The organism is Pseudomonas sp. GW821-FHT11G12 (assembly GCF_058808055.1).
The window spans coordinates 236,393-260,761 of the sequence record NZ_JBXARH010000011.1; the positions used below are offsets into that span (position 1 = coordinate 236,393).

The window sequence follows — 24,369 nt, forward strand, 5'->3', positions numbered from 1 at the left end:
CCCATGACCGTGACTATCAAACTCGGCCAGTTGGCCGAGTTCCTCGGTGCCACCCTGAGTGGCGACCCCGAGAAGCAAATTACTGGGCTAGCCACCTTGCAGGAGGCTGGCCCAGCTCAGTTGAGCTTTCTGGCAAACCCCCAATACCGCAAATACCTCGCTGGTTCGCAGGCGGCGGCACTGCTGCTCAAAGCGGCTGATGCCGAAGGTTATGCCGGTAATGCGTTGGTGGTGCCGGATCCTTATCTGGCTTACGCACGCATTTCCCACCTGTTCGATCCGAAGCCGAAATCCGCAGCCGGTATCCATCCGACTGCAGTGATTGCTTCGGACGCCATGGTCGATTCGACTGCCAGCATCGGTCCCTTTGTGGTGATCGAGGCCGGCGCCCGGATCGGTGCAGACGTGACACTCGGCGCGCATTGCGTTGTCGGTGCCCGCAGCGAAATCGGCGAGGGTGGCTGGCTGGCCCCGCGGGTGACGCTGTATCACGATGTGCGTATCGGCAAGCGGGTGGTGATCCAGTCCGGTGCAGTGCTCGGCGGTGAAGGCTTCGGCTTTGCCAACGAGAAAGGCATCTGGCAGAAAATCGCCCAGATCGGCGGCGTGACCATTGGCGACGATGTGGAGATTGGCGTGAATACCGCCATCGACCGCGGTGCGTTGGCCGATACCGTGATCGGCAACGGTGTGAAGCTCGACAACCAGATTCAGATCGCCCACAACGTTCAGGTCGGTGATCACACCGCCATGGCGGCGTGCGTGGGGATTTCCGGCAGCACAAAGATCGGCAAGCACTGCATGCTCGCCGGCGGTGTTGGCCTGGTAGGGCACATCGATATTTGCGACAACGTTTTCCTGACCGGGATGACCATGGTGACTCACTCGATTACCGAGCCGGGTGCCTATTCTTCCGGTACAGCCATGCAGCCGGCTGCCGAATGGCGCAAAAGCGCGGCACGCATCCGTCAGCTCGATGACCTCGCGCGACGGTTGAAACAGCTGGAAAAGCGGGCAGGGGAAGTGACCCCTGGCGGTAATGCTTCATCTGAAGGCTGATACCATTTCCATATCAAGAGTGCACAGCCTCTGGACTGCCTCCTTGATTTGCTAGAGGAGTGCGCGTCAGTCGCGCTCCCAATCTTTACATAGGCTTCCCCCCGAAATGATGGACATCAACGAGATTCGCGAATACCTGCCTCACCGTTACCCGTTCCTGCTGGTGGACCGGGTGGTGGAACTGGATACTGAAGGCAAGCGAATTCGCGCCTACAAGAATGTCAGCATCAACGAACCGTTCTTCAATGGTCACTTCCCTGCGCATCCGATCATGCCGGGCGTCCTGATCATCGAAGCGATGGCTCAGGCAGCCGGGATTCTCGGTTTCAAGATGCTCGACGTGAAGCCCGCTGATGGCACGCTTTACTACTTTGTCGGCTCCGACAAACTGCGTTTCCGCCAGCCGGTCAAGCCTGGCGATCAGTTGATTCTTGAGGCCACGTTCATTAGCTGCAAGCGCAAGATCTGGAAGTTTGAATGCCAGGCGTCGGTTGATGGCAAGCCGGTCTGCTCCGCCGAGATCATCTGCGCGGAACAAAAAGTATGAGTTTGATTGACCCTCGCGCAATCATCGATCCTTCGGCCGTACTGGCTGAAGGTGTCGAGGTCGGCCCGTGGTCGATCATCGGCGCAGGTGTGGAAATCGGCGAGGGGACAGTGATCGGGCCGCACGTGATCCTCAAAGGCCCGACCCGAATCGGCAAGCACAATCGCATCTACCAGTTTTCCTCGGTAGGCGAAGACACGCCTGATCTCAAGTACAAGGGCGAAGAAACCCGCCTGGTGATCGGTGACCATAACGTTATCCGTGAAGGCGTGACGATTCACCGTGGTACCGTTCAGGATCGTTCGGAAACCACCTTGGGCGATCACAACCTGATCATGGCTTACGCCCACATCGGCCACGACAGCGTCATCGGCAACCACTGCATTCTGGTCAACAACACCGCGTTGGCCGGGCATGTGCACGTCGAGGACTGGGCGATCCTGTCCGGTTTCACCCTGGTGCATCAGTATTGCCACATTGGCGCCCACAGCTTTTCCGGTATGGGCACCGCCATCGGCAAGGACGTTCCTGCGTTCGTCACGGTGTTCGGCAACCCGGCCGAAGCGCGCAGCATGAACTTCGAAGGCATGCGCCGTCGTGGTTTCAGCGAGGATGCCATTCATGCCTTGCGACGCGCCTATAAAACCGTCTACCGCCAGGGACTGACTGTCGAGCAAGCCCTGGCCGAACTGGCCGAGCCTGCCGCCCAGTTCCCGGAAGTCGCGGTGTTCCGTGACTCCATCCAGTCGTCGTCTCGCGGCATCACCCGCTGATCATGGCCAATCTGCGTATTGCGCTGGTGGCGGGTGAGGCTTCCGGTGACATTCTGGGCGCCGGTCTGATGCGTGCCCTCAAGGCACAGCATCCCGCTGTCGAGTTCATTGGCGTCGGCGGCCCGTTGATGCAGGCCGAAGGCCTGAGCTCCTACTTCCCCATGGAACGGCTGTCGGTCATGGGGCTGGTGGAAGTCCTCGGGCGACTGCGTGAACTGCTCAAGCGCCGCAAGGACCTGATCGCCACGCTGATCGCTGAAAAACCGGATGTGTTCATCGGCATCGATGCGCCGGATTTCAACCTCAATATCGAACTCAAGCTGCGTCAGGCCGGGATCAAGACCGTGCACTACGTCAGCCCTTCGGTATGGGCGTGGCGGCAGAAGCGAGTGCTGAAGATCCGCGAAGGCTGCGACCTGATGCTCACGCTGCTGCCGTTCGAAGCCAGATTCTACGAAGAGAAAGGCGTGCCGGTGCGGTTCGTCGGCCATACGCTGGCCGATACCATTCCACTGGAAGCCGATCGCACTGCTGCGCGCGCCGAACTGGGACTGCCGGACGGCCCGCTGGTGGCTTTGATGCCGGGCAGTCGCGGCGGCGAAGTCAGTCGTCTGGGTGCGCTGTTCCTCGATACCGCCGAACGCCTGCGCGCCATGCGCCCGGGTTTGCGCTTCGTCATACCGTGCGCCAATCCCGAGCGTCGGGCCCAGCTTGAAGAGCTGCTGGCCGGTCGCGACTTGCCGGTGACCTTGCTCGATGGCAAATCCCATCTGGCGCTGGCGGCGTGCAACGCAGTCCTGATCGCGTCAGGCACTGCGACCCTCGAGGCGCTGCTGTACAAGCGCCCGATGGTCGTGGCCTATCGTCTGGCACCGCTGACGTTCTGGATTCTCAAACGCATGGTCAAGAGCCCTTACGTCTCCCTGCCGAACCTGCTGGCCCAGCGACTGCTGGTACCGGAATTGTTGCAGGATGATGCGACGGTCGAAGCGCTCGCCCAGACCTTGTCGCCGCTGATCGACGGTGGCGAAGAGCAGACACGCGGCTTCGACGAGATCCACCGCACCCTGCGTCTGGACGCTTCCAATCAAGCGGCTGACGCCGTTCTGAACCTGATCGGTCAAACACGATGAGCAAGACAAGCATGCAGATGGGCCTGGATTTCACCCTGGTTGCCGAAGTCGAAGAGTTGGTGGCCGGCGTTGATGAAGTCGGTCGTGGCCCGTTGTGCGGTGCGGTCGTCACGGCGGCGGTGATCCTCGATCCGAACCGTCCGATACTCGGTCTCAACGACTCGAAGAAACTCACTGAAGCCAAGCGTGAAAAGCTCTACGACGAAATCTGCGAGAAGGCACTGAGCTGGTGCATCGCCCGTGCCGAAGTCGAAGAGATCGACGAGTTGAACATCCTCCACGCCACCATGTTGGCGATGCAGCGCGCGGTGGCGGGTCTGCATATCCAGCCGAAGCTGGCGATGATCGACGGCAACCGCTGCCCGAAACTGCCGATGCGTTCCGAAGCCGTGGTCAAGGGCGACAGCAAGGTGCCGGCCATCGCCGCCGCGTCGATTCTGGCCAAGGTCAGTCGCGACCGCGAGATGGCGGCGTTCGAATTGATCTATCCGGGTTACGGCATCGGTGGCCATAAAGGCTACCCGACGCCCGTTCATCTGGAAGCGTTGGTGCGCCTCGGGCCGACGCCGATTCACCGGCGTTCGTTTGCCCCGGTGCGGCAGGCTTATGAAGCGCTGGAAGGTCTCACGCAGGTTTAGCGGCGAGGCTGATGTTTTGTTCAGGGCCCGGTACAATCCGGGCCTTGTTGTCTCTATGTAACTGGACAGGATCACTATGCCGGCTTCATTCGTTCATCTACGCCTGCACACTGAATACTCCCTGGTCGACGGGCTGGTGCGGATCAAGCCGCTGGTCAAGGCCCTGACCGGCATGGGCATGCCGGCCGTTGCGGTTACCGACCAGAACAACATGTGTTCGCTGGTCAAATTCTATAAAAACACCATGGGCGCCGGGATCAAGCCGATCTGCGGCGCCGACCTGTGGCTGTCGAACAAGGACCCGGAGGGTCCGCTGAGCCGGATCAGCCTGCTGGTCATGAACGCCCTGGGTTATCGCAACCTGACCGAGCTGATTTCCCGTGGCTTCATCGAAGGTCAGCGCAACGGCATGATCATCATCGAGCGCGAATGGGTCGCCGAGGCCAACGAAGGCCTGATCATGCTGTCCGCCGCGAAAGAAGGCGAAATCGGCATGGCCATGATCGGCGGCAACCCCGCTGAGGCCGAGGTCCTGACGCGCGAATGGATGGCGGTGTTCCCGGATCGTTTCTACCTGGAGATCCAGCGTACCAACCGTCCGAATGACGAAGAACAATTGCACGGCGCCGTGGCCCTGGCCGACAAGCTCGGTGCACCGCTGGTCGCGACCAACGATGTGCGTTTCATCAAGCAGGAAGACTTCGCCGCCCACGAAACCCGCGTCTGCATCGGTGAGGGCCGGGCCCTTGACGATCCGCGTCGTTCGAAGAACTACAGCGATCAGCAATACCTGAAAAGCGCCGAGGAAATGGCCGAGCTGTTCAGCGACCTGCCGGATGCGGTGGAAAACTCCGTCGAGATCGCCAAGCGCTGCAACATTGAAGTGAAGCTGGGCACGCACTTTTTGCCCAACTTCCCGATCCCCGATGGCATGACCATCGATGAGTATTTCCGCAAGGTGTCCTTCGAAGGTCTGGAAGAGCGATTAACCGTTCTGCTGCCAAGGGACACGACTGAAGACTACGAAGCCAAGCGGCAGGTCTATGTCGACCGACTGAATTTCGAGCTGGATATCATTATCCAGATGGGGTTCCCCGGTTACTTCCTGATCGTGATGGACTTCATCCAGTGGGCCAAGAACAACGGCGTGCCGGTGGGCCCGGGCCGGGGGTCGGGTGCCGGATCGCTGGTGGCCTATGTGCAGAAGATCACCGACCTCGATCCGCTGGAATACGACCTGCTGTTCGAGCGTTTCCTTAACCCGGAACGGGTATCCATGCCCGACTTCGACGTCGACTTCTGCATGGACGGTCGCGACCGCGTGATCGACTACGTGGCCGAAAAGTACGGCCGTAACGCTGTGAGCCAGATCATCACCTTCGGTTCCATGGCGGCGAAAGCTGTGGTGCGCGACGTGGCGCGGGCGCAGGGCAAGTCGTTCGGCCTGGCGGATCGCCTGTCGAAGATGATTCCGTTCGAAGTCGGCATGACCCTGGAAAAAGCCTACGAGCAGGAAGAAATCCTGCGCGATTTCATCAAGGTCGATGAAGAAGCGGCGGAAATCTGGGAGATGGCGCGCAAGCTCGAAGGCGTGGTGCGTAACGTCGGCAAGCACGCCGGTGGTGTGGTGATCGCACCGACCAAGCTGACCGACTTCTCGCCGATCTATTGCGACGAGGCCGGTGACGGCCTGGTAACCCAGTTCGACAAGGATGACGTCGAGGCGGCTGGTCTGGTGAAGTTCGACTTCCTCGGCCTGCGAACGCTGACGATCATCGACTGGGCGCTGAAAACGATCAATCGCGACCGCGCCAAGGTCAACGAACCGCCGCTGGATATCGCGTTCATCCCGCTGGATGACAAACCGACGTATCAGCTGCTGCAAAAAGCTGAAACCACCGCGGTGTTCCAGCTTGAATCCCGCGGCATGAAAGAGCTGATCAAAAAGCTCAAGCCCGACTGCCTGGAAGACTTGATCGCACTGGTGGCCCTGTTCCGTCCGGGCCCGCTGCAATCGGGCATGGTGGATGACTTCATCAACCGTAAGCACGGTCGCGCCGAACTGGCCTATCCGCACTCGGATTACCAGTACGAGGGCCTCAAGCCCGTTCTGGCACCGACTTACGGCATCATCCTGTATCAGGAACAGGTGATGCAGATTGCCCAGGTCATGGCCGGTTACACCCTCGGTGGTGCGGACATGCTGCGGCGGGCCATGGGTAAGAAAAAGCCCGAGGAAATGGCCAAGCAGCGCGGCGGCTTCATTGAAGGTTGCGCCACCAACAATATTGACGCGGACCTTGCCGGTAACATTTTCGACCTGGTAGAGAAATTCGCCGGTTACGGCTTCAACAAATCCCACTCCGCCGCCTACGGCCTGGTGTCGTACCAGACCGCCTGGCTGAAAGCCCACTACCCGGCGCCGTTCATGGCGGCGGTGCTTTCGGCGGATATGCACAACACCGACAAGGTCGTGACCTTGATCGAAGAAGTGCGCACGATGAAGCTGCGCCTCGACGCGCCGGACGTGAATACCTCGGAGTTCAAGTTCACGGTGAACGACGAAGGTCGCATCGTGTATGGCCTGGGCGCGATCAAAGGCGTCGGCGAAGGCCCGGTGGAAGCGATCACCGAGGCCCGTCAGGCAGGCCCGTTCAAGGACCTGTTCGACTTCTGTGCCCGAGTCGACCTCAAGCGCATCAACAAGCGCACGCTGGACGGTTTGATCCGTAGCGGCGCGCTGGATCGCCTCGGCCCGTACTTCCATGACGAGCAAAAGGCTTATCAGGCCAACATCGACCGCAATCGCGCGGTATTGCTGGCGGCGATGGAAGAGGCGATCAAGTCGGCCGAGCAGACTGCACGCACCCGCGACAGTGGCCATGCCGACCTGTTCGGCGGGTTGTTCGTCGAGGAAGATGCGGACGTTTACGCGCTGCATCGCAAGGCCAAGGAACTGACCCTCAAGGAACGACTCAAGGGTGAAAAAGACACCCTTGGCCTGTACCTGACCGGCCACCCGATCGACGAATACGAAGGTGAAATCCGCCGTTTCGCCCGCCAGCGCATCATCGACCTGAAACCGGCCCGGGATACCCAGACCGTGGCGGGGATGATCATTGCCCTGCGGGTGATGAAGAACAAAAAGGGCGACAAGATGGGCTTCATCACCCTCGACGACCGCTCCGGGCGGATCGAGGCGTCACTGTTCGCCGAGGCGTTCCACTCCGCGCAATCGCTGCTGCAGACCGATGCGATGGTGGTGGTCGAAGGCGAAGTCAGCAACGATGACTTCTCCGGCGGCCTGCGCCTGCGGGTCAAGCGGGTGATGAGCATGGAAGATGCGCGCACCAACCTGGCCGAGAGCCTGCGCCTGAAGTTGCAGACCCAGGACCTGAAAGGCGATCAGCTACGCTGGTTGGGTGATTTGCTCAAGCGTCATCGCGGGGCATGTCCGATCACCATGGAGTACACCAGTCCCGATGCGAAGACCTTGCTGCAGTTTGGCGAGACCTGGCGGATCGACCCGGCGGATGCCTTGATTCAAGCCCTGCGTGACCAGTTCGGGCGAGACAACGTCTTCCTCCAATACCGTTGACCGGCAGGTGATATCAAACCGCCTGCCCGCAACCTGAATTTTTAATCTCGACCTTAGCGCGCCTCTCCCTTAAGGTAGGGCGCGAATAGACAACCGGCCGGCCCAAGCTCACTTGGGACACGACCCTAGACGGACGCCTATGAACCCGAATTTTCTAGATTTCGAACAGCCGATCGCCGACCTGCAAGCCAAGATCGAAGAGTTGCGCTTGGTCGGTAATGACAATTCGCTGAATATCGGCGATGAGATCTCCCGCCTGCAGGACAAGAGCAAAACGCTCACCGAAGACATTTTCGGCAAGCTGACCAGCTGGCAGATCGCACGTCTGGCGCGTCACCCGAAACGTCCATACACCCTGGACTACATCGAGCACATCTTCACCGAGTTCGACGAACTGCACGGTGATCGTCACTTCTCCGACGACGCGGCCATTGTGGGCGGCGTGGCACGTCTGGAAGACCAGCCAGTGATGGTGATCGGTCATCAGAAGGGCCGTGAAGTGCGCGAAAAGGTACGCCGCAACTTCGGCATGCCGCGCCCGGAAGGCTACCGCAAGGCTTGCCGCCTGATGGAAATGGCCGAGCGCTTCAAGATGCCGATCCTGACCTTCATCGACACCCCGGGTGCCTACCCTGGCATCGACGCTGAAGAGCGCAACCAGAGCGAAGCGATTGCCTGGAACCTGCGCGTCATGGCTCGCCTGAAAACCCCGATCATCGCCACCGTGATTGGTGAGGGTGGTTCCGGCGGTGCACTGGCGATCGGTGTCTGCGATCAGTTGAACATGCTGCAGTACTCGACCTACGCGGTGATCTCGCCGGAAGGTTGTGCTTCGATTCTGTGGAAAACCGCAGAAAAGGCCCCGGATGCCGCTGAAGCGATGGGCATCACCGCCGAGCGCTTGAAAGGCCTGGGCATCGTCGACAAAGTGATTGGCGAGCCTCTGGGCGGCGCCCACCGTGATCCGGCGGCTGCTGCGGCCTCGATCCGTGCCGAGCTGAGCTCGCAACTGGCGATGCTGAAGAAGTTCGACAACGAAGCGCTGCTCAAGCGTCGTTACGATCGTCTGATGAGCTACGGCCTCTAAGTCGACCGCGCAATACCCGATGTGGGAGCGAGCCTGCTCGCGATGAGGGGTAACATTCAACCAATGAGTTGGCTGTTGCACCGCTATCGCGAGCCGGTTCGCTCCCACATTTGATTTGTGCCAAGGGAAAGAAATGGATCAGTCGACGATTGATTTGCCTTCCAGGCTTTTGCGCAATCTCAAGCCCTGGCTCGGTGCTTCCCATTGGCGCATCGCCTACTCGGGTGGACTCGATTCCACCGTCCTGCTGCACCTTCTGGCCGGTCTCGCCAAAACCGAATCCCTTCCGGCGCTAGGCGCCATCCATGTCCATCACGGCCTTCAGGCTGCGGCCGACGCGTGGCCGGCGCATTGCCAGGTGGTCTGCGATGGGCTGGCGGTGTCGTTGCAGGTGGTGCGTGTGCAGGTGCAGCCGGGGGCGAGCCTGGAGCGGGCGGCGCGGGATGCGCGTTATGCGGCGTTCAGTGCGGCGATTCAGGCCAACGATGTGTTATTGACCGGACAACACCGCGATGATCAGGCTGAAACACTGCTGTTCCGTCTGTTGCGCGGCGCCGGGGTCCGAGGCCTCTCCGGCATGCCGGCGCAACGAGCGTTGGGGCAGGGCAGTCTGGTTCGGCCCTTGCTCGACGTCACGCGGGCCGAGCTGGAAGTCTATGCGCGGGACCATGGCCTGCACTGGGTAGAGGATCCGTCGAATCAGGATCGACAGTTCTCGCGCAATTACCTGCGCCATCAGGTCATGCCGCTGCTGACCGGTCGCTGGCCGCAGGCTCACGCCAGCATGGCCCGCAGTGCGGCACATTTGCGTGAGGCGCAAGGTTTGCTCGATGAGCTGGCGCAGATTGATCTGGCTCAAGCGACCTTGTCCGATGATTTCGAGTGGTTGGGTTTGCCATCGCTGGCGTTTGCGGCCATCGCCGGGTTGTCCGATGCCCGCCAGAGAAATGCACTCAGTCATTGGCTGGAACCGCTCACCCGACTGCCGGATACCGACCATTGGTCGGGTTGGCTCGATTTGCGTGATGCCGGCAACGATGCCTCGCCGGTCTGGCGTCTGGCGGACGGCGAGTTGCACCGAAGCACTGGTCGCCTGTGGTGGCTCAGCGGGCAATGGTTGCGCGCGCCAGTGGTCAGCGGCGACTGGCATGACCCGTCGCTGGCGCTACGCTTGCCCGATAACGGGCGTGTCATGTTCAGCGGTCAGACTCCCGCAGGGCCGCTGCGCATCCACTATCGGCTGGGCGGCGAAGTGATGCATCTGGCGGATCGCGGTCATCGCGATCTCAAGCGTCTGCTCAATGAACGTGCGGTGCCGGGCTTCGTGCGTGGCAGATTGCCGCTGCTGTTTCGCGGTGAGGAATTGCTTGCCGTGGCGAACCTGCCGGGGCTTGATGGCAACGTGCAGGAAGGCTGGCAATTGCATTGGGTGCCTTTTGATGAAGATCAAGGTTTGAGCTGAAGGGGGCATTCCGGTAGACTACGCTCCCTTCTTGATACAACTTCTGTGGATTCGCCTGAATTGCAGGAGTTGCCGATTACCAAGCAGTCTTTGCTGGGCGATTCCAAAAAATGTGTAGCGAGCAACGTACCGGTGTTTTCACTTCCGGTCTGTCCCAACGCGGCGGTTTTTTTGAAAGGTGCACTGTGATTAATGCAGGTGATCGGGGGCTTCGGCCTTCCTTCGCTTTCCCCGGCGGCTCGGACCGCTTTAACGCAGACTTCTAGGGTTTTTCATGACGCGCTACATATTCGTCACGGGCGGTGTTGTTTCTTCTTTGGGGAAAGGCATTGCATCGGCTTCATTGGCGGCCATCCTGGAGGCGCGGGGGCTTAAGGTCACCATGCTGAAGCTGGATCCGTACATCAACGTCGACCCGGGCACCATGAGCCCGTTCCAGCACGGTGAAGTGTTCGTCACCCACGACGGCGCCGAGACCGACCTGGACCTGGGCCACTACGAGCGGTTCATCCGCACGACCATGACCCAGAACAACAACTTCACCACTGGCCGTGTTTACGAGCACGTGCTGCGCAAAGAGCGCCGTGGTGACTACCTGGGTGCAACCATCCAGGTGATTCCGCACATCACCGATGAAATCAAGCGTCGCATCATCAAGGGCGCCGGCGATGCCGACGTGGCCCTGGTGGAAATCGGCGGTACCGTTGGCGATATCGAATCGCAACCGTTCCTCGAAGCCATCCGCCAGCTGCGTGTGGAAGTCGGTTCCAAGCGCGCGATGCTGATGCACCTGACTCTGGTTCCGTACATCGCCACCGCTGGCGAGACCAAGACCAAGCCGACCCAGCACTCCGTAAAAGAGCTGCGTTCGATCGGCCTGCAGCCAGACGTGCTGATCTGCCGCTCCGACCATCCGGTGGATGTGTCGTCGCGTCGCAAGATCGCGCTGTTCACCAACGTTGAAGAGCGTGCGGTGATCTCCCTGGAAGACGTCGACACCATCTACAAGATCCCGGCCGTGCTGCACGCCCAGGGTCTGGACGATTTCGTCGTCGAGCGTTTCGGCCTGCAATGCAATGGCGCCGACCTTTCCGAGTGGGAAAAGGTTGTCGATGCCAAGCTCAATCCAGAGCACGAAGTCACCATCGCGATGGTCGGCAAGTACATGGAGCTGCTGGACGCCTACAAGTCGCTGATCGAAGCGATGAGTCACGCCGGCATCACCAACCGTACCAAGGTCAACCTGCGCTACATCGATTCCGAAGACATCGAGAACCAGGGCACCGCGCTGCTGGAAGGCGTCGACGCGATCCTCGTACCGGGCGGCTTCGGTCTGCGTGGCGTGGAAGGCAAGATCACTGCCGTTCAATACGCTCGCGAAAACAAGGTTCCATACCTGGGTATCTGCCTGGGCATGCAAGTGGCGGTCATCGAGTTCGCCCGTAACGTGATGGGCTGGAAAGATGCCAACTCCACCGAGTTCGATCGTGCCAGCGGCCATCCGGTTGTCGGTCTGATCACCGAGTGGGAAGACGCCACCGGTGCAGTCGAAACCCGTACCGAATCGTCCGATCTGGGCGGCACCATGCGCCTCGGCGCTCAGGAATGCCTGCTGGAAGCCGGCTCCAAGGTGCACGACTGCTACGGCAAGGATGTGATTGTCGAGCGTCACCGTCACCGTTACGAAGTGAACAACAACCTGCTGCCGCAAATCATCGAGGCCGGCCTGAAGATTTCCGGTCGCTCCGCTGATGCTGCGCTGGTTGAAGTGGTCGAAGCACCGGATCATCCATGGTTCGTCGCTTGCCAGTTCCACCCAGAGTTCACCTCGACGCCACGCGATGGCCATCCGCTGTTCAGCGGCTTCGTCAAAGCGGCATTGGCTCAACACCAGAAGAAGGCGTAACCCCGATGGCACAGAAGATCATCCGCGTCGGCGACATCGAGATTGCCAACGACAAACCCATGGTGCTGTTCGGCGGCATGAATGTGCTGGAAAGCCGTGACATGGCCATGCAGGTTTGCGAAGAGTACGTGAAGGTCACCGAAAAACTCGGTATCCCTTACGTGTTCAAGGCCAGTTTCGACAAGGCCAACCGTTCTTCTGTGACCTCCTATCGCGGTCCTGGCCTGGAAGAGGGCATGCGCATCTTCCAGGACATCAAACAAGCCTTCGGCGTACCGATCATCACCGACGTCCACGAGCCTGACCAGGCCGCGGTCGTCGCTGAGGTCTGCGACATCATCCAGCTGCCGGCCTTCCTGTCGCGCCAGACCGACCTCGTGGTCGCCATGGCCAAGACCAATGCCGTCATCAACATCAAGAAAGCCCAGTTCCTCGCGCCTCAGGAAATGAAACACATCCTGAACAAGTGCGTGGAAGCGGGTAACGATCAATTGATCCTCTGCGAGCGCGGTTCGAGCTTCGGCTACAACAACCTCGTGGTCGACATGCTCGGCTTCGGCATCATGAAGCAGTTCGAGTACCCGGTATTCTTCGACGTGACCCATTCGCTGCAAATGCCTGGCGGTCGTTCCGACTCCGCCGGCGGTCGCCGCGCCCAGGTCACCGACCTGGCCAAGGCTGGCATGAGCCAGTCGCTGGCGGGCCTGTTCCTCGAAGCGCACCCGGATCCGGACAACGCCAAATGCGACGGCCCTTGCGCCTTGCGTCTGGACAAACTGGAGCCATTCCTGGCCCAGCTCAAAGCCCTGGACGAACTGGTGAAGAGTTTTCCGACGGTAGAAACCGCGTAAACCTCAATTCTCCGGTAAAGTACCGCACGATTTGTCGCTCATGCCCTCGGGTATGAGCGTTGTCGTCTGCAAGCTGCCCGCTGCACACCACTTGCCGACGGTAAAAAGATTTCCTCTAGCTGCGTCGTTTTCGTCAACTTTGGAGTGTTTACAACAATGGCAAAAATCGTCGACATCAAAGGTCGTGAAGTTCTCGACTCCCGTGGCAATCCCACCGTGGAAGCGGACGTGCTTCTCGACAACGGCATCATCGGCAGCGCTTGCGCGCCGTCCGGTGCATCCACTGGCTCGCGTGAAGCGCTCGAGCTGCGTGATGGCGACAAGAGCCGTTACCTGGGCAAGGGCGTGCTCAAGGCGGTAGCCAACATCAACGGTCCGATCCGCGATCTGCTGCTGGGCACCGACCCAAGCGACCAGAAAGCCCTGGATCACGCGATGATCAAGCTTGACGGTACTGAAAACAAAGCGACCCTGGGCGCCAACGCCATCCTCGCCGTCTCCCTGGCTGCGGCCAAGGCTGCTGCGCAGGATCAGGACCTGCCGCTGTACGCACACATCGCCAACCTGAACGGCACTCCGGGTGTGTACTCGATGCCGGTTCCGATGATGAACATCATCAACGGTGGCGAACACGCCGACAACAACGTCGACATCCAGGAATTCATGGTTCAGCCGGTTGGCGCCAAGTCTTTCTCGGAAGGTCTGCGCATGGGCACCGAGATTTTCCATCACCTGAAAGCTGTTCTGAAGGCCCGTGGCCTGAGCACTGCTGTCGGTGACGAAGGCGGTTTCGCGCCGAACCTGGCGTCCAACGAAGACGCACTGAAAGTGATCTCCGAAGCTGTTGCCAACGCCGGTTACAAGCTGGGCACCGACGTGACCCTGGCTCTGGACTGCGCAGCCAGCGAATTCTTCGAAGACGGCAAGTACAACCTGTCCGGCGAAGGCCAGGTATTCACCGCTGAAGGTTTCGCCGACTACCTGAAAGGTCTGACCGAGCGTTACCCGATCATTTCGATCGAAGACGGTCTGGACGAGTCCGACTGGGCTGGCTGGAAGATCCTCACCGACAAGATCGGCGAGAAGACCCAACTGGTAGGCGACGACCTGTTCGTGACCAACACCAAGATCCTGAAAGAAGGCATCGATAAAAAGATCGCCAACTCGATCCTGATCAAGTTCAACCAGATCGGCACCCTGACCGAAACCCTGGAAGCCATCCAGATGGCCAAGGCTGCCGGTTACACCGCCGTGATCTCGCACCGTTCGGGCGAAACCGAAGATTCGACCATTGCCGACCTGGCGGTGGGTACTTCGGCTGGCCAGATCAAGACCGGTTCGCTGTGCCGTTCCGACCGCGTTTCCAAGTACAACCAACTGCTGCGTATCGAAGAGCAGTTGAATGGCAAAGCCAAGTACAACGGTCGCTCCGAGTTTCGCGGTTAAGTTGTAGATGGTAAAAAGACACCGGATTGTGTCGGAAAAGTCGTGACAGCGATGGATTTGCCACTAATCTGATGCCTTATATGCACAAGCCTGGATATTCCAGGCTTCGTGCTATCAGATGCTTCAAAGTTTTGGCGTGGCTGTCTTTTTTCACTGGATACCTGATATTCGATGCGCAGTCCTTACTGGTTGTTTCTCGTCTTGCTCTTGCTGCTGGCCGGTCTGCAGTACCGCCTGTGGGTGGGCAATGGCAGTCTGGCGCAAGTTGCCGAACTGAATCAGCAGATTGCTGATCAGCACGCCGAGAACGAAGCCTTGCTGGAGCGCAACCGGGTGATGGACGCTGAAGTCAGCGAGTTGAAGAAAGGCATGGAGACCGTTGAAGAGCGGGCTCGTCACGAACTGGGCATGGTCAAGGACGGCGAAACCCTTTACCAGTTGGCCCAATGATCGATTCACTGCCGGCCTTCTGGGCCGTGATTCCTGCCGCGGGCGTCGGTGCCCGTATGGCCGCGGACCGTCCCAAGCAATACCTGCAACTGGGCGGGCGCACAATTCTCGAACACAGCCTCGGCTGTTTCCTCGATCACCCGAGCCTCAAGGGCCTGGTGGTCAGTCTTGCTGTCGATGATCCTTATTGGCCGAACCTGGCCAGCGCCAGCGATCCGCGGATTCAGCGGGTCGAGGGTGGCGCCGAGCGTTCAGGTTCGGTGCTCAACGCTTTGCTTCATCTGCACGCGCAAGGTGCTGACGACGAGGACTGGGTGCTGGTGCACGATGCGGCACGGCCCAATCTTAGCCGTGACGATCTCGATAAACTGCTGGCTGAGCTGGCGAGCGATCCGGTCGGTGGCTTGCTGGCCGTGCCGGCGCGCGACACCCTGAAACGGGTCGACAAGCACGGTCGAGTGGTCGAAACCGTGGATCGCAGCGTGATCTGGCAGGCCTACACGCCGCAGATGTTCCGCCTCGGAGCATTGCACCGCGCATTGGCGGACAGTCTGGTGGCCGATGCGCTGATCACCGATGAAGCTTCGGCGATGGAGTGGGCCGGCATGGCGCCGCGCCTGATCGAGGGTCGCGCGGACAACCTGAAAGTCACCCGCCCGGAAGACCTCGAATGGTTGCGCCAGCGCTGGGCCAACCGTCGTTAAATCCGATACTCCGGCCGTTCGGCCAAGCCTTCCTTGAGAAAATCCACCAGTTTGCGCACCTTCGGCGACAAGTGCCGTTGTTGCGGATACAACGCCCACACCGCCGTATTCGGCGGTTGATGCGCCTCCAGCAAAGAAATCAACGCGCCGCTGTGCAGATGCTCCAACACGTAATAGTCCGGCAACTGACACAGACCGACGCCTTGTAGCGCCGCATCCAGCACCGCTTGCCCACTGTTGCAGCGCCAGTTTCCCTGTACCCGCTGGGAAAATTCCCGCCCGTTCTGTTCCAGTTGCCAGATGTCCGAGCTGCCGATCAGGCAGTTGTGCCGGCTCAGTTCCGACAAACTGTGTGGCCGACCGTACCGTTCGAGGTAGGACGGCGACGCGCAGAGGTACATGCGCCGCGGTGCCAGGCGGGTCGCCACCAACCGAGAATCCTGAAGACGCCCGAGGCGGATCGCCAGGTCCAGGCCTTCGTGCACCAGATCGAGTTGCCGGTTGGTCAGTTCGATATCGATGCGCAGTTGCGGATAGTGCCCCATGAACCGCGTCACCAGCGGCACGATGAAGCGCTCGCCATAGGCCACGGCGCAGGTCATGCGCAGCATGCCTTTGGGTTCGCTGGTCAGGTCGCCGACCGCACGCAGTGCTTCTTCGCGACCATCCTGCAGACGCTGGCAATGTTGCAGGAAGGTCTGGCCGGCTTCGGTCAAGGTGACACGCCGGGTGCTGCGATACAGCAGTCGTGTCTGCAGTCGCTCTTCGAGTCGTACGATTTGTCGACTGACATGCGAGGAAGAAACACCCAGGCGTTCGGCGGCGGCGGTGAACTGGCTGCACTCGGCAACGGCGACGAACTCGTCGATACCTTCCCAGCGGTTTTCGGACATGGGGATTATCCCTGTATGGCAATAATGTTTTGCTTTTGTCCTGATTATTCATCAGTCAGCGCTGGACTACACTCCCTGTCTGGTTTTTATTCAATGGATTCACTGGAGAGTCAGCATGATCAAGTCGCGCGCCGCCGTTGCCTTCGAGGCCAAGAAGCCGCTGGAAATCGTAGAAGTCGATGTCGCCATGCCCAAGGCCGGTGAAGTGTTGCTGCGCGTGGTGGCTTCCGGTGTTTGCCACACTGACGCCTACACCCTGTCCGGTGCTGACCCGGAAGGTATCTTCCCGTCGATCCTCGGCCACGAAGGTGGTGCCATTGTTGAAGCGATCGGCGAAGGCGTGACCTCCGTTGCCGTCGGCGACCACGTGATCCCTCTGTACACCCCGGAATGCGGCCAGTGCAAATTCTGCAAATCGGGCAAGACCAACCTGTGTCAGGCGATTCGCGCCACTCAGGGCAAGGGCCTGATGCCGGACGGCACTTCGCGCTTTTCCTACAAGGGCCAAACGATTTTCCACTACATGGGTACCTCGACCTTCTCCGAGTACACCGTGTTGCCGGAAATCTCCGTAGCCAAGATCTCCAAGGATGCACCGCTGGAAAAGGTCTGCCTGCTCGGTTGCGGCGTGACCACCGGTATCGGTGCGGTGATCAACACCGCCAAGGTCAAACCGGGTGACACCGTGGCCATCTTCGGCCTGGGCGGCATCGGTCTGTCGGCCGTGATTGGCGCGGTGAAGGCCAAGGCCTCGCGCATCATTGCCATCGACATCAACCCGGCCAAGTTCGAAATCGCCAGGCAACTGGGCGCTACCGACTGCGTGAACCCGAAAGATTTCGATCGTCCGATCCAGGAAGTGATCGTCGACATGACCGACGGCGGCGTCGACTTCTCCTTCGAATGCATCGGCAACGTGCAACTGATGCGCGCAGCCCTCGAGTGCTGCCATAAAGGTTGGGGCGAGTCGGTGATCATCGGTGTTGCCGGTGCCGGCCAGGAAATCGCCACCCGTCCGTTCCAGCTGGTGACCGGTCGCGTCTGGCGCGGCTCGGCGTTCGGCGGCGTGCGTGGCCGTACCGAGCTGCCAAGCTACGTCGACATGGCGCAAAGCGGCGAGATCCCGCTGGATACTTTCATCACCCACACCATGGGCCTGGAAGACATCAACAAGGCGTTCGATCTGATGCACGAAGGCAAGAGCATCCGCACCGTCATTCATTTCTGATCAATCGCGATGCCACGGCAGCCAATGTGCAGCCGTGGCTGCGTAGGAGTCCTACATGAGTCTGGAAAACATCTCCTGTCAGAAGAGTTTCGGCGGTTGGCACAAGCGCTATCGCCATCGTTCCGATGTGTTGGGCTGCGACATGGTGTTCGCCGTGTACCTGCCGCCGCAGGCAGAGCAGGGCGGCAAGCTGCCGGTGCTGTACTGGTTATCGGGCCTGACGTGCACGGACGAGAACTTCATGCAGAAGGCCGGCGCCATGCGCATGGCGGCTGAACTGGGATTGATCATCGTGGCGCCGGACACCAGTCCCCGTGGCGCCGATGTACCGGGTGATCCGGATGGCGCGTGGGATTTCGGCCTCGGTGCCGGGTTCTATCTGAATGCCACGCAGGAACCGTGGTCGCGGCACTATCGGATGCATGACTATGTCGTGCAGGAATTGCCTTCACTGGTTGAAGCGCATTTCCCGGCTTCGGACAAGCGCAGCATCAGTGGCCATTCCATGGGCGGTCACGGTGCATTGGTCTGTGCATTGCGCAACCCTGGGCGTTACCAATCGGTGTCGGCGTTTTCGCCGATCAACAATCCGATGGATTGCCCGTGGGGCCAGAAGGCGTTCTCCCGTTATCTGGGCGAAGATCGTTCGAAGTGGCGCGAGTGGGATGCCTGTGCGCTGATCGCCGAGGCGGACGAGAAACTGCCATTGCTGGTCGATCAGGGTGATCGCGACGACTTCCTCGCCACCCAGCTCAAACCCGAAGCGCTGCAACAAGCGGCAAAACAGGCGGGCCATCCGCTGACGCTACGCCTGCAACCGGGCTACGACCACAGCTATTTCTTCATCGCGAGCTTCATTGACGACCACTTGCAGCATCACGCACGCGCCCTCAAGGGCTAATGCAGGTAGAATCACGCCCTGACAAAATTCGGGGCGTTTTTTTTATGCGTATTGGCCACGGCTATGATGTGCACCGTTTCGCTGAAGGCGATTTCATTACTCTGGGCGGCGTGCGAATCGCACACGGCTTCGGGCTGCTCGCTCACTCCGACGGTGACGTCCTGCTGCATGCCTTGAGCGACGCCTTGCTCGGCGCGGCTGCGCTGGGTGATATCGGCAAGCACTTCCCGGACACCGACCCGCAATTCAAGGGCGCCGATAGCCGAGTGCTGTTGCGTCATGTGGTCAGCCTGATCCACGCCAAAGGCTGGAAAGTCGGCAACGTCGACAACACCATCGTTGCCCAGGCACCGAAAATGGCCCCCCATATCGAATCGATGCGCGCGCTGATTGCCGCGGATCTGCAAGTAGAACTGGATCAAGTGAACGTGAAAGCCACCACCACCGAGAAGCTCGGCTTCGTCGGTCGCGAAGAAGGCATCGCCGTGCATTCCGTTGCCTTGTTGCTGCGCGCATGAACGAACTGCAATTGCTCGGCCCACGGGCCTATGGCGACGCGCTCGGTACCGCGGTACTGAAAGCCATCGCCGAAGATTTCCAGGTCGATGAAGTCCTCGACATTCCGTTCAGCGGTGACGGCGAGCACCTGTGGATCTGGGTGGAAAAGCGCGGTCTGAACACCGAAGAAGCGGCACGCCGCATTGCCAAGGCGGCCGGTGTGCCGTTGCGCACGGTCAGCTATGCCGGCCTTAAAGACCGTCAGGCGCTGACGCGGCAGTGGTTCAGCGTGCAATTGCCGGGCAAGGCCGATCCGGATCTGTCGGCGGCGGAAAACGACACGCTGAAAATCCTCAAGACCACGCGCCACAAGCGCAAGCTGCAACGCGGCGCGCATTCGGCCAATGGTTTCACCTTGCGCCTGACCCAGTTCAATGGTGACAAGGCTGCCATCGACGAGCGCCTGCAACTGATTGCCAAGCAAGGTATCCCGAACTACTTCGGCGCCCAGCGTTTCGGCCATGACGGTGGTAACGTCGTCGATGCCCGTTCATGGGCGGCGCGCAAGGCCCTGCCGGAGCAGCGCAATGTGCGTTCGCGCCTGCTGTCGACCGCTCGCAGCTTTCTGTTCAACCAGGTGCTGGCGGCACGAGTGGCTGATGGCACCTGGCAGCGCGCCCAAGTCGGCGATCTGCTGGCGTTCACCGACAGCCGCAGCTTTTTCCCGGCAGGTGAAGCCGAGTGCAGCGACCCGCGCCTGGCGATTCTCGATCTGCATCCGACCGGTCCGCAGTGGGGCGAAGGTGACTCACCGGCCGCCGGCGCTGTCCATGATCTGGAGCAGGCAATCGCCGCAGGCGAGGCGGATCTGCGCGATTGGTTGATTAATGCCGGTATGAGCCACGAACGTCGCATCCTTCGACTGCCCATTGGCGGGTTGACGTGGCATTATCCCGAGCCTGACATTCTGCAACTGGAATTCGTCCTCCCGGCCGGATGCTTCGCCACCGTATTGGTGCGCGAACTCGTTGATCTGGTGCCGGTGGGGCAGACGGACAGCCCATGCGTATTCTGATTTCTAACGACGATGGGGTAACCGCACCCGGTCTTGCCGCGCTTTATGCTGCGCTGGCGGATTACACCGAATGCGTGGTTATCGCCCCGGAACAGGACAAGAGCGGTGCCAGCAGTTCGCTGACGCTGGATCGTCCGCTGCACCCGCAATACCTGGCCAACGGTTTCATCAGTCTCAATGGCACGCCGACCGACTGTGTGCACCTGGGGCTCAATGGTTTGCTGGAGCGCGAGCCGGACATGGTGGTTTCAGGCATTAACCTCGGCGCCAACCTGGGCGACGACGTGTTGTATTCCGGGACAGTGGCGGCAGCCCTTGAAGGCCGTTTTCTCGAACGCCCATCATTTGCCTTCTCGCTGGCCTCCCGGCAGGTGGACAATCTGCCCACTGCTGCCTACTTTGCGCGCAAACTGGTCGAGGCCCACGCCGGGCTCGATCTGCCACCGCGCACGGTACTGAACGTGAACATTCCCAATCTGCCCATCGATCACATTCGTGGCATTCAGCTGACTCGCCTGGGGCATCGCGCCCGTGCGGCAGCGCCGATGAAAGTGGTCGATCCCCGTGGCAAGGCCGGTTATTGGATTGCCGCCGCCGGCGATGCGGAAGACGGCGGGCCGGGCACTGATTTCCATGCGGTGATGCAGGGCTACGTTTCCATCACTCCGTTGCAGCTCGATCGCACCTTCAATGATGCCTTCAGAAATCTCGACGGCTGGCTGGAGGGGCTCAACTGATGGCTCGTGAACAAGACGACCGGTTGCGCAGCGGCATCGGGATGACTTCCCAGCGCACCCGTGAACGCCTGATTCAGCGGTTATATGAAGAAGGCTTGTCCAACGCCAATGTGCTGGAAGTGATCCGCCGTACGCCGCGTCATCTGTTTGTCGATGAAGCGCTGGCGCACCGGGCCTATGAAGACACCGCGCTGCCGATCGGCCACAACCAGACCATCTCCCAGCCTTATATGGTCGCGCGCATGAGCGAGTTGCTGCTCGAGGCGGGGCCGCTGGACAAGGTGCTGGAGATCGGCACTGGTTCCGGTTACCAGACGGCGGTGTTGTCGCAACTGGTCGAGCGGGTGTTCTCTGTCGAGCGGATCAAGGTGCTGCAGGATCGGGCCAAGGAGCGTCTGGTCGAACTCAACCTGCGCAACGTCGTGTTCCGCTGGGGCGATGGCTGGGAAGGGTGGCCGGCGCTGGCGCCGTACAACGGCATCATCGTCACGGCCGTGGCGACCGATGTGCCACAGGCCTTGCTCGATCAACTGGCGCCCGGCGGTCGGCTGGTGATTCCGGTCGGCTCAGGAGAAGTGCAGCAATTGATGCTGATCGTGCGCGAAGAAAACGGCTTCTCCCGACACGTTCTCGGGGCGGTTCGCTTCGTGCCATTGCTCAACGGGCCGCTGGCCTGAGCATTTGTTTGCCGGCGCTGAATTCCTTGCGAGAGCGCCTGTCTTACAGCGGCATCGATTGTATAAACAGGATTTATCGTCCATGAGCAAACGTGTGCGTCGAGCGATATCGCTTCATTAAAGGTAAAGCCTGTTTCGCCCGTTATACTTGCGAAGTTACATGCCGGAATCGGCATTCCACATTTTTCAGCCACCACAAAGGGAGCGGCGGGTGAGTCTCACAGTCATTGCGCAGCGTATGGGTAACACGAGCTTTCAGCGCCTGGTGACTGGCCTTGTCTTGAGCACCTTGCTGGTCGGTTGCTCCAGCACCAAATCGAGCAACGTGCGGGTCGTCGATCGCAACAATGCGGTGGCCCAGCGTCCTACAGTGACGACCGGGCAGTATGTAGTCCGTCCGGGCGACACAATGTTTTCGATCGCGTTTCGCTACGGCTGGGACTACAAAGCCCTCGCTGCCCGGAACAATATTCCTACGCCGTACACGATCCATCCGGGTCAGACGATTCGCTTCGATGGCCGCCCTGGTTCAACGTCGACCGCGGTGGTGAGCAACAGCGGTTCTGCGCCGTCTTCGTCGAGCAAAACCACGATAATCCGGCGCCAGGCGAATGGCACGACGACCACCACAACCACCGGTTCCGGGGCGACTTCTGCGGCCGTTGTACCGTCCGTCGCCAACAAGCCGGCACCGGCTCCATTGCCTCCACCGGGCCCGGCCCCGACCGGCTGGGGATGGCCATCTAATGGCATTCTGATTGGTAAATTCTCTTCAAACGGTAGTTTGAATAAAGGAATTGATATCGCCGGGGATTTGGGACAGCCTGTTTTAGCTGCGTCTGATGGGACGGTGGTTTACGCCGGGAGTGGCTTAAGGGGCTACGGCGAATTAGTCATCATCAAACACAGTGAAACCTACGTCAGTGCTTACGGACACAACCGTCGGCTGTTGGTACGGGAGGGGCAGCAGGTCAAAGTCGGACAGACAATTGCCGAAATGGGGTCAACGGGTACAGACCGGGTGAAACTGCATTTTGAGATTCGCCGACAAGGTAAACCTGTAGATCCGCTGCAGTTCCTGCCAAGACGTTGATTTGCAGACCAGCCTGTTCCGTCGCGTAGAGGGGACAGGCTCCAGCGTTGCCAAGGATAAAGGCGTCGCTTGAGCTTGGGGTCGAACTCACCAAAGGACTATAACAATGGCTCTCAGTAAAGAAGTGCCGGAGTTTGACATCGACGATGAGGTTCTCCTGATGGAGACCGGCATCGATTCGGATTCGATGTCGAATGATGAAGGGGCTGCTCCACCTTCCGTTCGTGCCAAATCCAAACACTCCGCTTCACTTAAGCAACACAAGTACATCGACTACACCCGGGCACTCGATGCCACGCAGCTGTACCTCAACGAAATCGGCTTTTCCCCATTGCTCTCCCCGGAAGAAGAAGTTCATTTTGCGCGCTTGTCGCAAAGTGGCGATCCCGCCGGGCGCAAGCGCATGATTGAAAGTAACCTGCGGCTGGTGGTCAAAATCGCCCGGCGTTACGTCAATCGGGGGCTGTCGCTGCTGGATCTGATCGAAGAGGGCAACCTCGGGCTGATCCGGGCGGTGGAAAAGTTCGATCCCGAGCGCGGCTTCCGCTTCTCGACCTACGCGACCTGGTGGATCCGTCAGACCATCGAGCGCGCGATCATGAATCAGACCCGGACCATCCGGCTGCCGATCCATGTGGTCAAGGAGCTCAACGTGTACCTGCGGGCTGCACGGGAGCTGACGCAAAAACTCGATCACGAACCTTCACCCGAAGAAATCGCCAACCTGCTGGAAAAACCGGTGGGCGAGGTCAAGCGTATGCTGGGCCTGAACGAGCGGGTTTCTTCGGTCGACGTCTCGCTGGGTCCGGATTCGGATAAAACCCTGCTGGACACCCTCACGGATGACCGTCCGACCGATCCATGCGAACTGCTGCAGGACGACGATCTGTCGCAGAGCATCGATCAATGGCTCTCGGAGCTGACCGACAAGCAACGCGAAGTGGTGGTACGTCGCTTCGGCCTGCGCGGTCACGAGAGCAGCACGCTGGAAGATGTAGGCCTGGAGATCGGCCTGACCCGGGAACGGGTGAGACAGATCCAGGTGGAAGGCCTCAAGCGCCTGCGTGAAATCCTCGAGAAAAACGGCCTGTCGAGCGAGTCGCTGTTTCAATAAGCGCCTTGCGTGATCGCCACAAAAAGCCCCGACTGGTTCGGGGCTTTTTGTTTTCTGCGGCAAAGCGGTTTGCTTCCCCGGGTTTGTAGTCTCGCGTTGTAAGCCCTGGCTTACTCTTTCGTAAGTGTTCGCTATTTTTACACTGCGGCAGACGTCCATTATGCTTGCTGAATATGTTCAACTGATTGATTTATATGGTTATTTTTAAATATTAAGTGCTTATGACAGCGTGTTTTAGCTGAGCAGGCCGGTTGCGGCTGTCAGGGAAATCTCTAGTATCTGGGTTGTGTCGACGGACAGACACGCCCTTCAAGGAAGAGGGGAAAGGACATCGCAGGACGCGATTCATCAGGACGATGAAAAGGAACACAGGGAATAGGGAAAAAATGTGGGCGGGTCAAACCGCCCCTTTTTTTTGCCTGTGTCCCGTCCTGAATAAGGTTTACACCTTCTGATCTATTTTCAGGAGGACGTAATGGAGGCGGCTAAAAGGCGTAGT

General features: G+C 59.8%; 22 protein-coding genes. 21 read left to right on the forward strand and 1 reads right to left on the reverse strand.

Features of this window, described 5'->3' with window-relative positions:
* Positions 1-3: 3 nt before the first annotated feature.
* The 13 genes from lpxD to ispD all read left to right on the forward strand — a co-directional run bounded on the left by lpxD (position 4) and on the right by ispD (position 15,654).
* Entirely contained in the window at positions 4-1,059 is a 1,056-nt protein-coding gene (gene lpxD / locus AC1RR7_RS27275; RefSeq protein WP_493158791.1) for a UDP-3-O-(3-hydroxymyristoyl)glucosamine N-acyltransferase, read from the forward strand.
* A 106-nt stretch (positions 1,060-1,165) separates the two neighbouring features.
* A complete protein-coding gene (gene fabZ / locus AC1RR7_RS27280) occupies positions 1,166-1,606 on the forward strand; it encodes a 3-hydroxyacyl-ACP dehydratase FabZ (protein WP_016771469.1) in 441 nt (146 codons plus the stop codon).
* A complete protein-coding gene (gene lpxA / locus AC1RR7_RS27285; protein WP_085712845.1) occupies positions 1,603-2,379 on the forward strand; it encodes an acyl-ACP--UDP-N-acetylglucosamine O-acyltransferase in 777 nt (258 codons plus the stop codon). Before fabZ ends, lpxA begins: the two co-directional genes overlap by 4 nt.
* 2 nt (positions 2,380-2,381) lie before the next feature.
* Complete coding sequence (gene lpxB, locus AC1RR7_RS27290; RefSeq protein WP_096819620.1) at positions 2,382-3,512, forward strand: lipid-A-disaccharide synthase; 1,131 nt, start codon at positions 2,382-2,384, stop codon at positions 3,510-3,512.
* An 11-nt stretch (positions 3,513-3,523) separates the two neighbouring features.
* Positions 3,524-4,150, forward strand: coding sequence for a ribonuclease HII (gene rnhB, locus AC1RR7_RS27295; RefSeq protein WP_085712847.1), 627 nt, complete (start codon positions 3,524-3,526; stop codon positions 4,148-4,150).
* 76 nt (positions 4,151-4,226) lie between these two features.
* Positions 4,227-7,748 (forward strand): DNA polymerase III subunit alpha, encoded by a 3,522-nt coding sequence (gene dnaE / locus AC1RR7_RS27300; RefSeq protein ID WP_096819619.1) that lies wholly within the window; start codon positions 4,227-4,229, stop codon positions 7,746-7,748.
* A 139-nt stretch (positions 7,749-7,887) separates the two neighbouring features.
* Positions 7,888-8,835, forward strand: coding sequence for an acetyl-CoA carboxylase carboxyltransferase subunit alpha (locus AC1RR7_RS27305; RefSeq protein ID WP_085748116.1), 948 nt, complete (start codon positions 7,888-7,890; stop codon positions 8,833-8,835).
* A 133-nt stretch (positions 8,836-8,968) separates the two neighbouring features.
* A complete protein-coding gene (tilS, locus tag AC1RR7_RS27310) occupies positions 8,969-10,297 on the forward strand; it encodes a tRNA lysidine(34) synthetase TilS (RefSeq protein WP_493158792.1) in 1,329 nt (442 codons plus the stop codon).
* Between the two features lie 274 nt (positions 10,298-10,571).
* Entirely contained in the window at positions 10,572-12,203 is a 1,632-nt protein-coding gene (pyrG, locus tag AC1RR7_RS27315) for a CTP synthase (protein WP_096819617.1), read from the forward strand.
* Positions 12,204-12,208: 5 nt separating this feature from the next.
* Positions 12,209-13,054, forward strand: a complete 846-nt coding sequence (kdsA, locus tag AC1RR7_RS27320; RefSeq protein WP_007954807.1) for a 3-deoxy-8-phosphooctulonate synthase — start codon at positions 12,209-12,211, stop codon at positions 13,052-13,054.
* Positions 13,055-13,210: 156 nt separating this feature from the next.
* Positions 13,211-14,500 (forward strand): phosphopyruvate hydratase, encoded by a 1,290-nt coding sequence (gene eno / locus AC1RR7_RS27325; RefSeq protein WP_007954808.1) that lies wholly within the window; start codon positions 13,211-13,213, stop codon positions 14,498-14,500.
* Positions 14,501-14,671: 171 nt separating this feature from the next.
* Positions 14,672-14,950, forward strand: a complete 279-nt coding sequence (gene ftsB / locus AC1RR7_RS27330; RefSeq protein ID WP_003222158.1) for a cell division protein FtsB — start codon at positions 14,672-14,674, stop codon at positions 14,948-14,950.
* Positions 14,947-15,654 (forward strand): 2-C-methyl-D-erythritol 4-phosphate cytidylyltransferase, encoded by a 708-nt coding sequence (gene ispD, locus AC1RR7_RS27335; protein WP_493158793.1) that lies wholly within the window; start codon positions 14,947-14,949, stop codon positions 15,652-15,654. Before ftsB ends, ispD begins: the two co-directional genes overlap by 4 nt.
* On the opposite strand, the gene AC1RR7_RS27340 is transcribed toward ispD, so the two are convergent.
* Positions 15,651-16,547, reverse strand: coding sequence for a LysR substrate-binding domain-containing protein (locus AC1RR7_RS27340; protein WP_102621420.1), 897 nt, complete (start codon positions 16,545-16,547; stop codon positions 15,651-15,653). The genes ispD and AC1RR7_RS27340 overlap by 4 nt on opposite strands.
* A gap of 115 nt (positions 16,548-16,662) precedes the next feature.
* Between AC1RR7_RS27340 and AC1RR7_RS27345 the strand changes: the two genes are divergently transcribed.
* From AC1RR7_RS27345 to rpoS, 8 genes are all read left to right on the forward strand, one after another.
* Entirely contained in the window at positions 16,663-17,775 is a 1,113-nt protein-coding gene (locus tag AC1RR7_RS27345) for an S-(hydroxymethyl)glutathione dehydrogenase/class III alcohol dehydrogenase (RefSeq protein ID WP_065259207.1), read from the forward strand.
* Positions 17,776-17,830: 55 nt separating this feature from the next.
* On the forward strand, positions 17,831-18,676 hold the full coding sequence (gene fghA / locus AC1RR7_RS27350) for an S-formylglutathione hydrolase (protein WP_114881646.1): 846 nt from the start codon (positions 17,831-17,833) through the stop codon (positions 18,674-18,676).
* 44 nt (positions 18,677-18,720) lie between these two features.
* Complete coding sequence (gene ispF / locus AC1RR7_RS27355; protein WP_007954821.1) at positions 18,721-19,194, forward strand: 2-C-methyl-D-erythritol 2,4-cyclodiphosphate synthase; 474 nt, start codon at positions 18,721-18,723, stop codon at positions 19,192-19,194.
* Positions 19,191-20,249 (forward strand): tRNA pseudouridine(13) synthase TruD, encoded by a 1,059-nt coding sequence (gene truD / locus AC1RR7_RS27360; protein WP_102621418.1) that lies wholly within the window; start codon positions 19,191-19,193, stop codon positions 20,247-20,249. Before ispF ends, truD begins: the two co-directional genes overlap by 4 nt.
* Complete coding sequence (surE, locus tag AC1RR7_RS27365; protein ID WP_096819612.1) at positions 20,237-20,986, forward strand: 5'/3'-nucleotidase SurE; 750 nt, start codon at positions 20,237-20,239, stop codon at positions 20,984-20,986. The genes truD and surE overlap by 13 nt, the downstream gene beginning before the upstream one ends.
* A gap of 41 nt (positions 20,987-21,027) precedes the next feature.
* On the forward strand, positions 21,028-21,663 hold the full coding sequence (locus tag AC1RR7_RS27370) for a protein-L-isoaspartate(D-aspartate) O-methyltransferase (protein ID WP_173861377.1): 636 nt from the start codon (positions 21,028-21,030) through the stop codon (positions 21,661-21,663).
* A gap of 211 nt (positions 21,664-21,874) precedes the next feature.
* Positions 21,875-22,756, forward strand: coding sequence for a peptidoglycan DD-metalloendopeptidase family protein (locus tag AC1RR7_RS27375; protein ID WP_096819610.1), 882 nt, complete (start codon positions 21,875-21,877; stop codon positions 22,754-22,756).
* Between the two features lie 106 nt (positions 22,757-22,862).
* Positions 22,863-23,870 carry an RNA polymerase sigma factor RpoS gene (gene rpoS / locus AC1RR7_RS27380; protein ID WP_007954831.1) on the forward strand — a complete coding sequence of 336 codons (1,008 nt, stop codon included), beginning with the start codon at positions 22,863-22,865 and terminating at the stop codon, positions 23,868-23,870.
* Positions 23,871-24,369 lie beyond the last annotated feature (499 nt).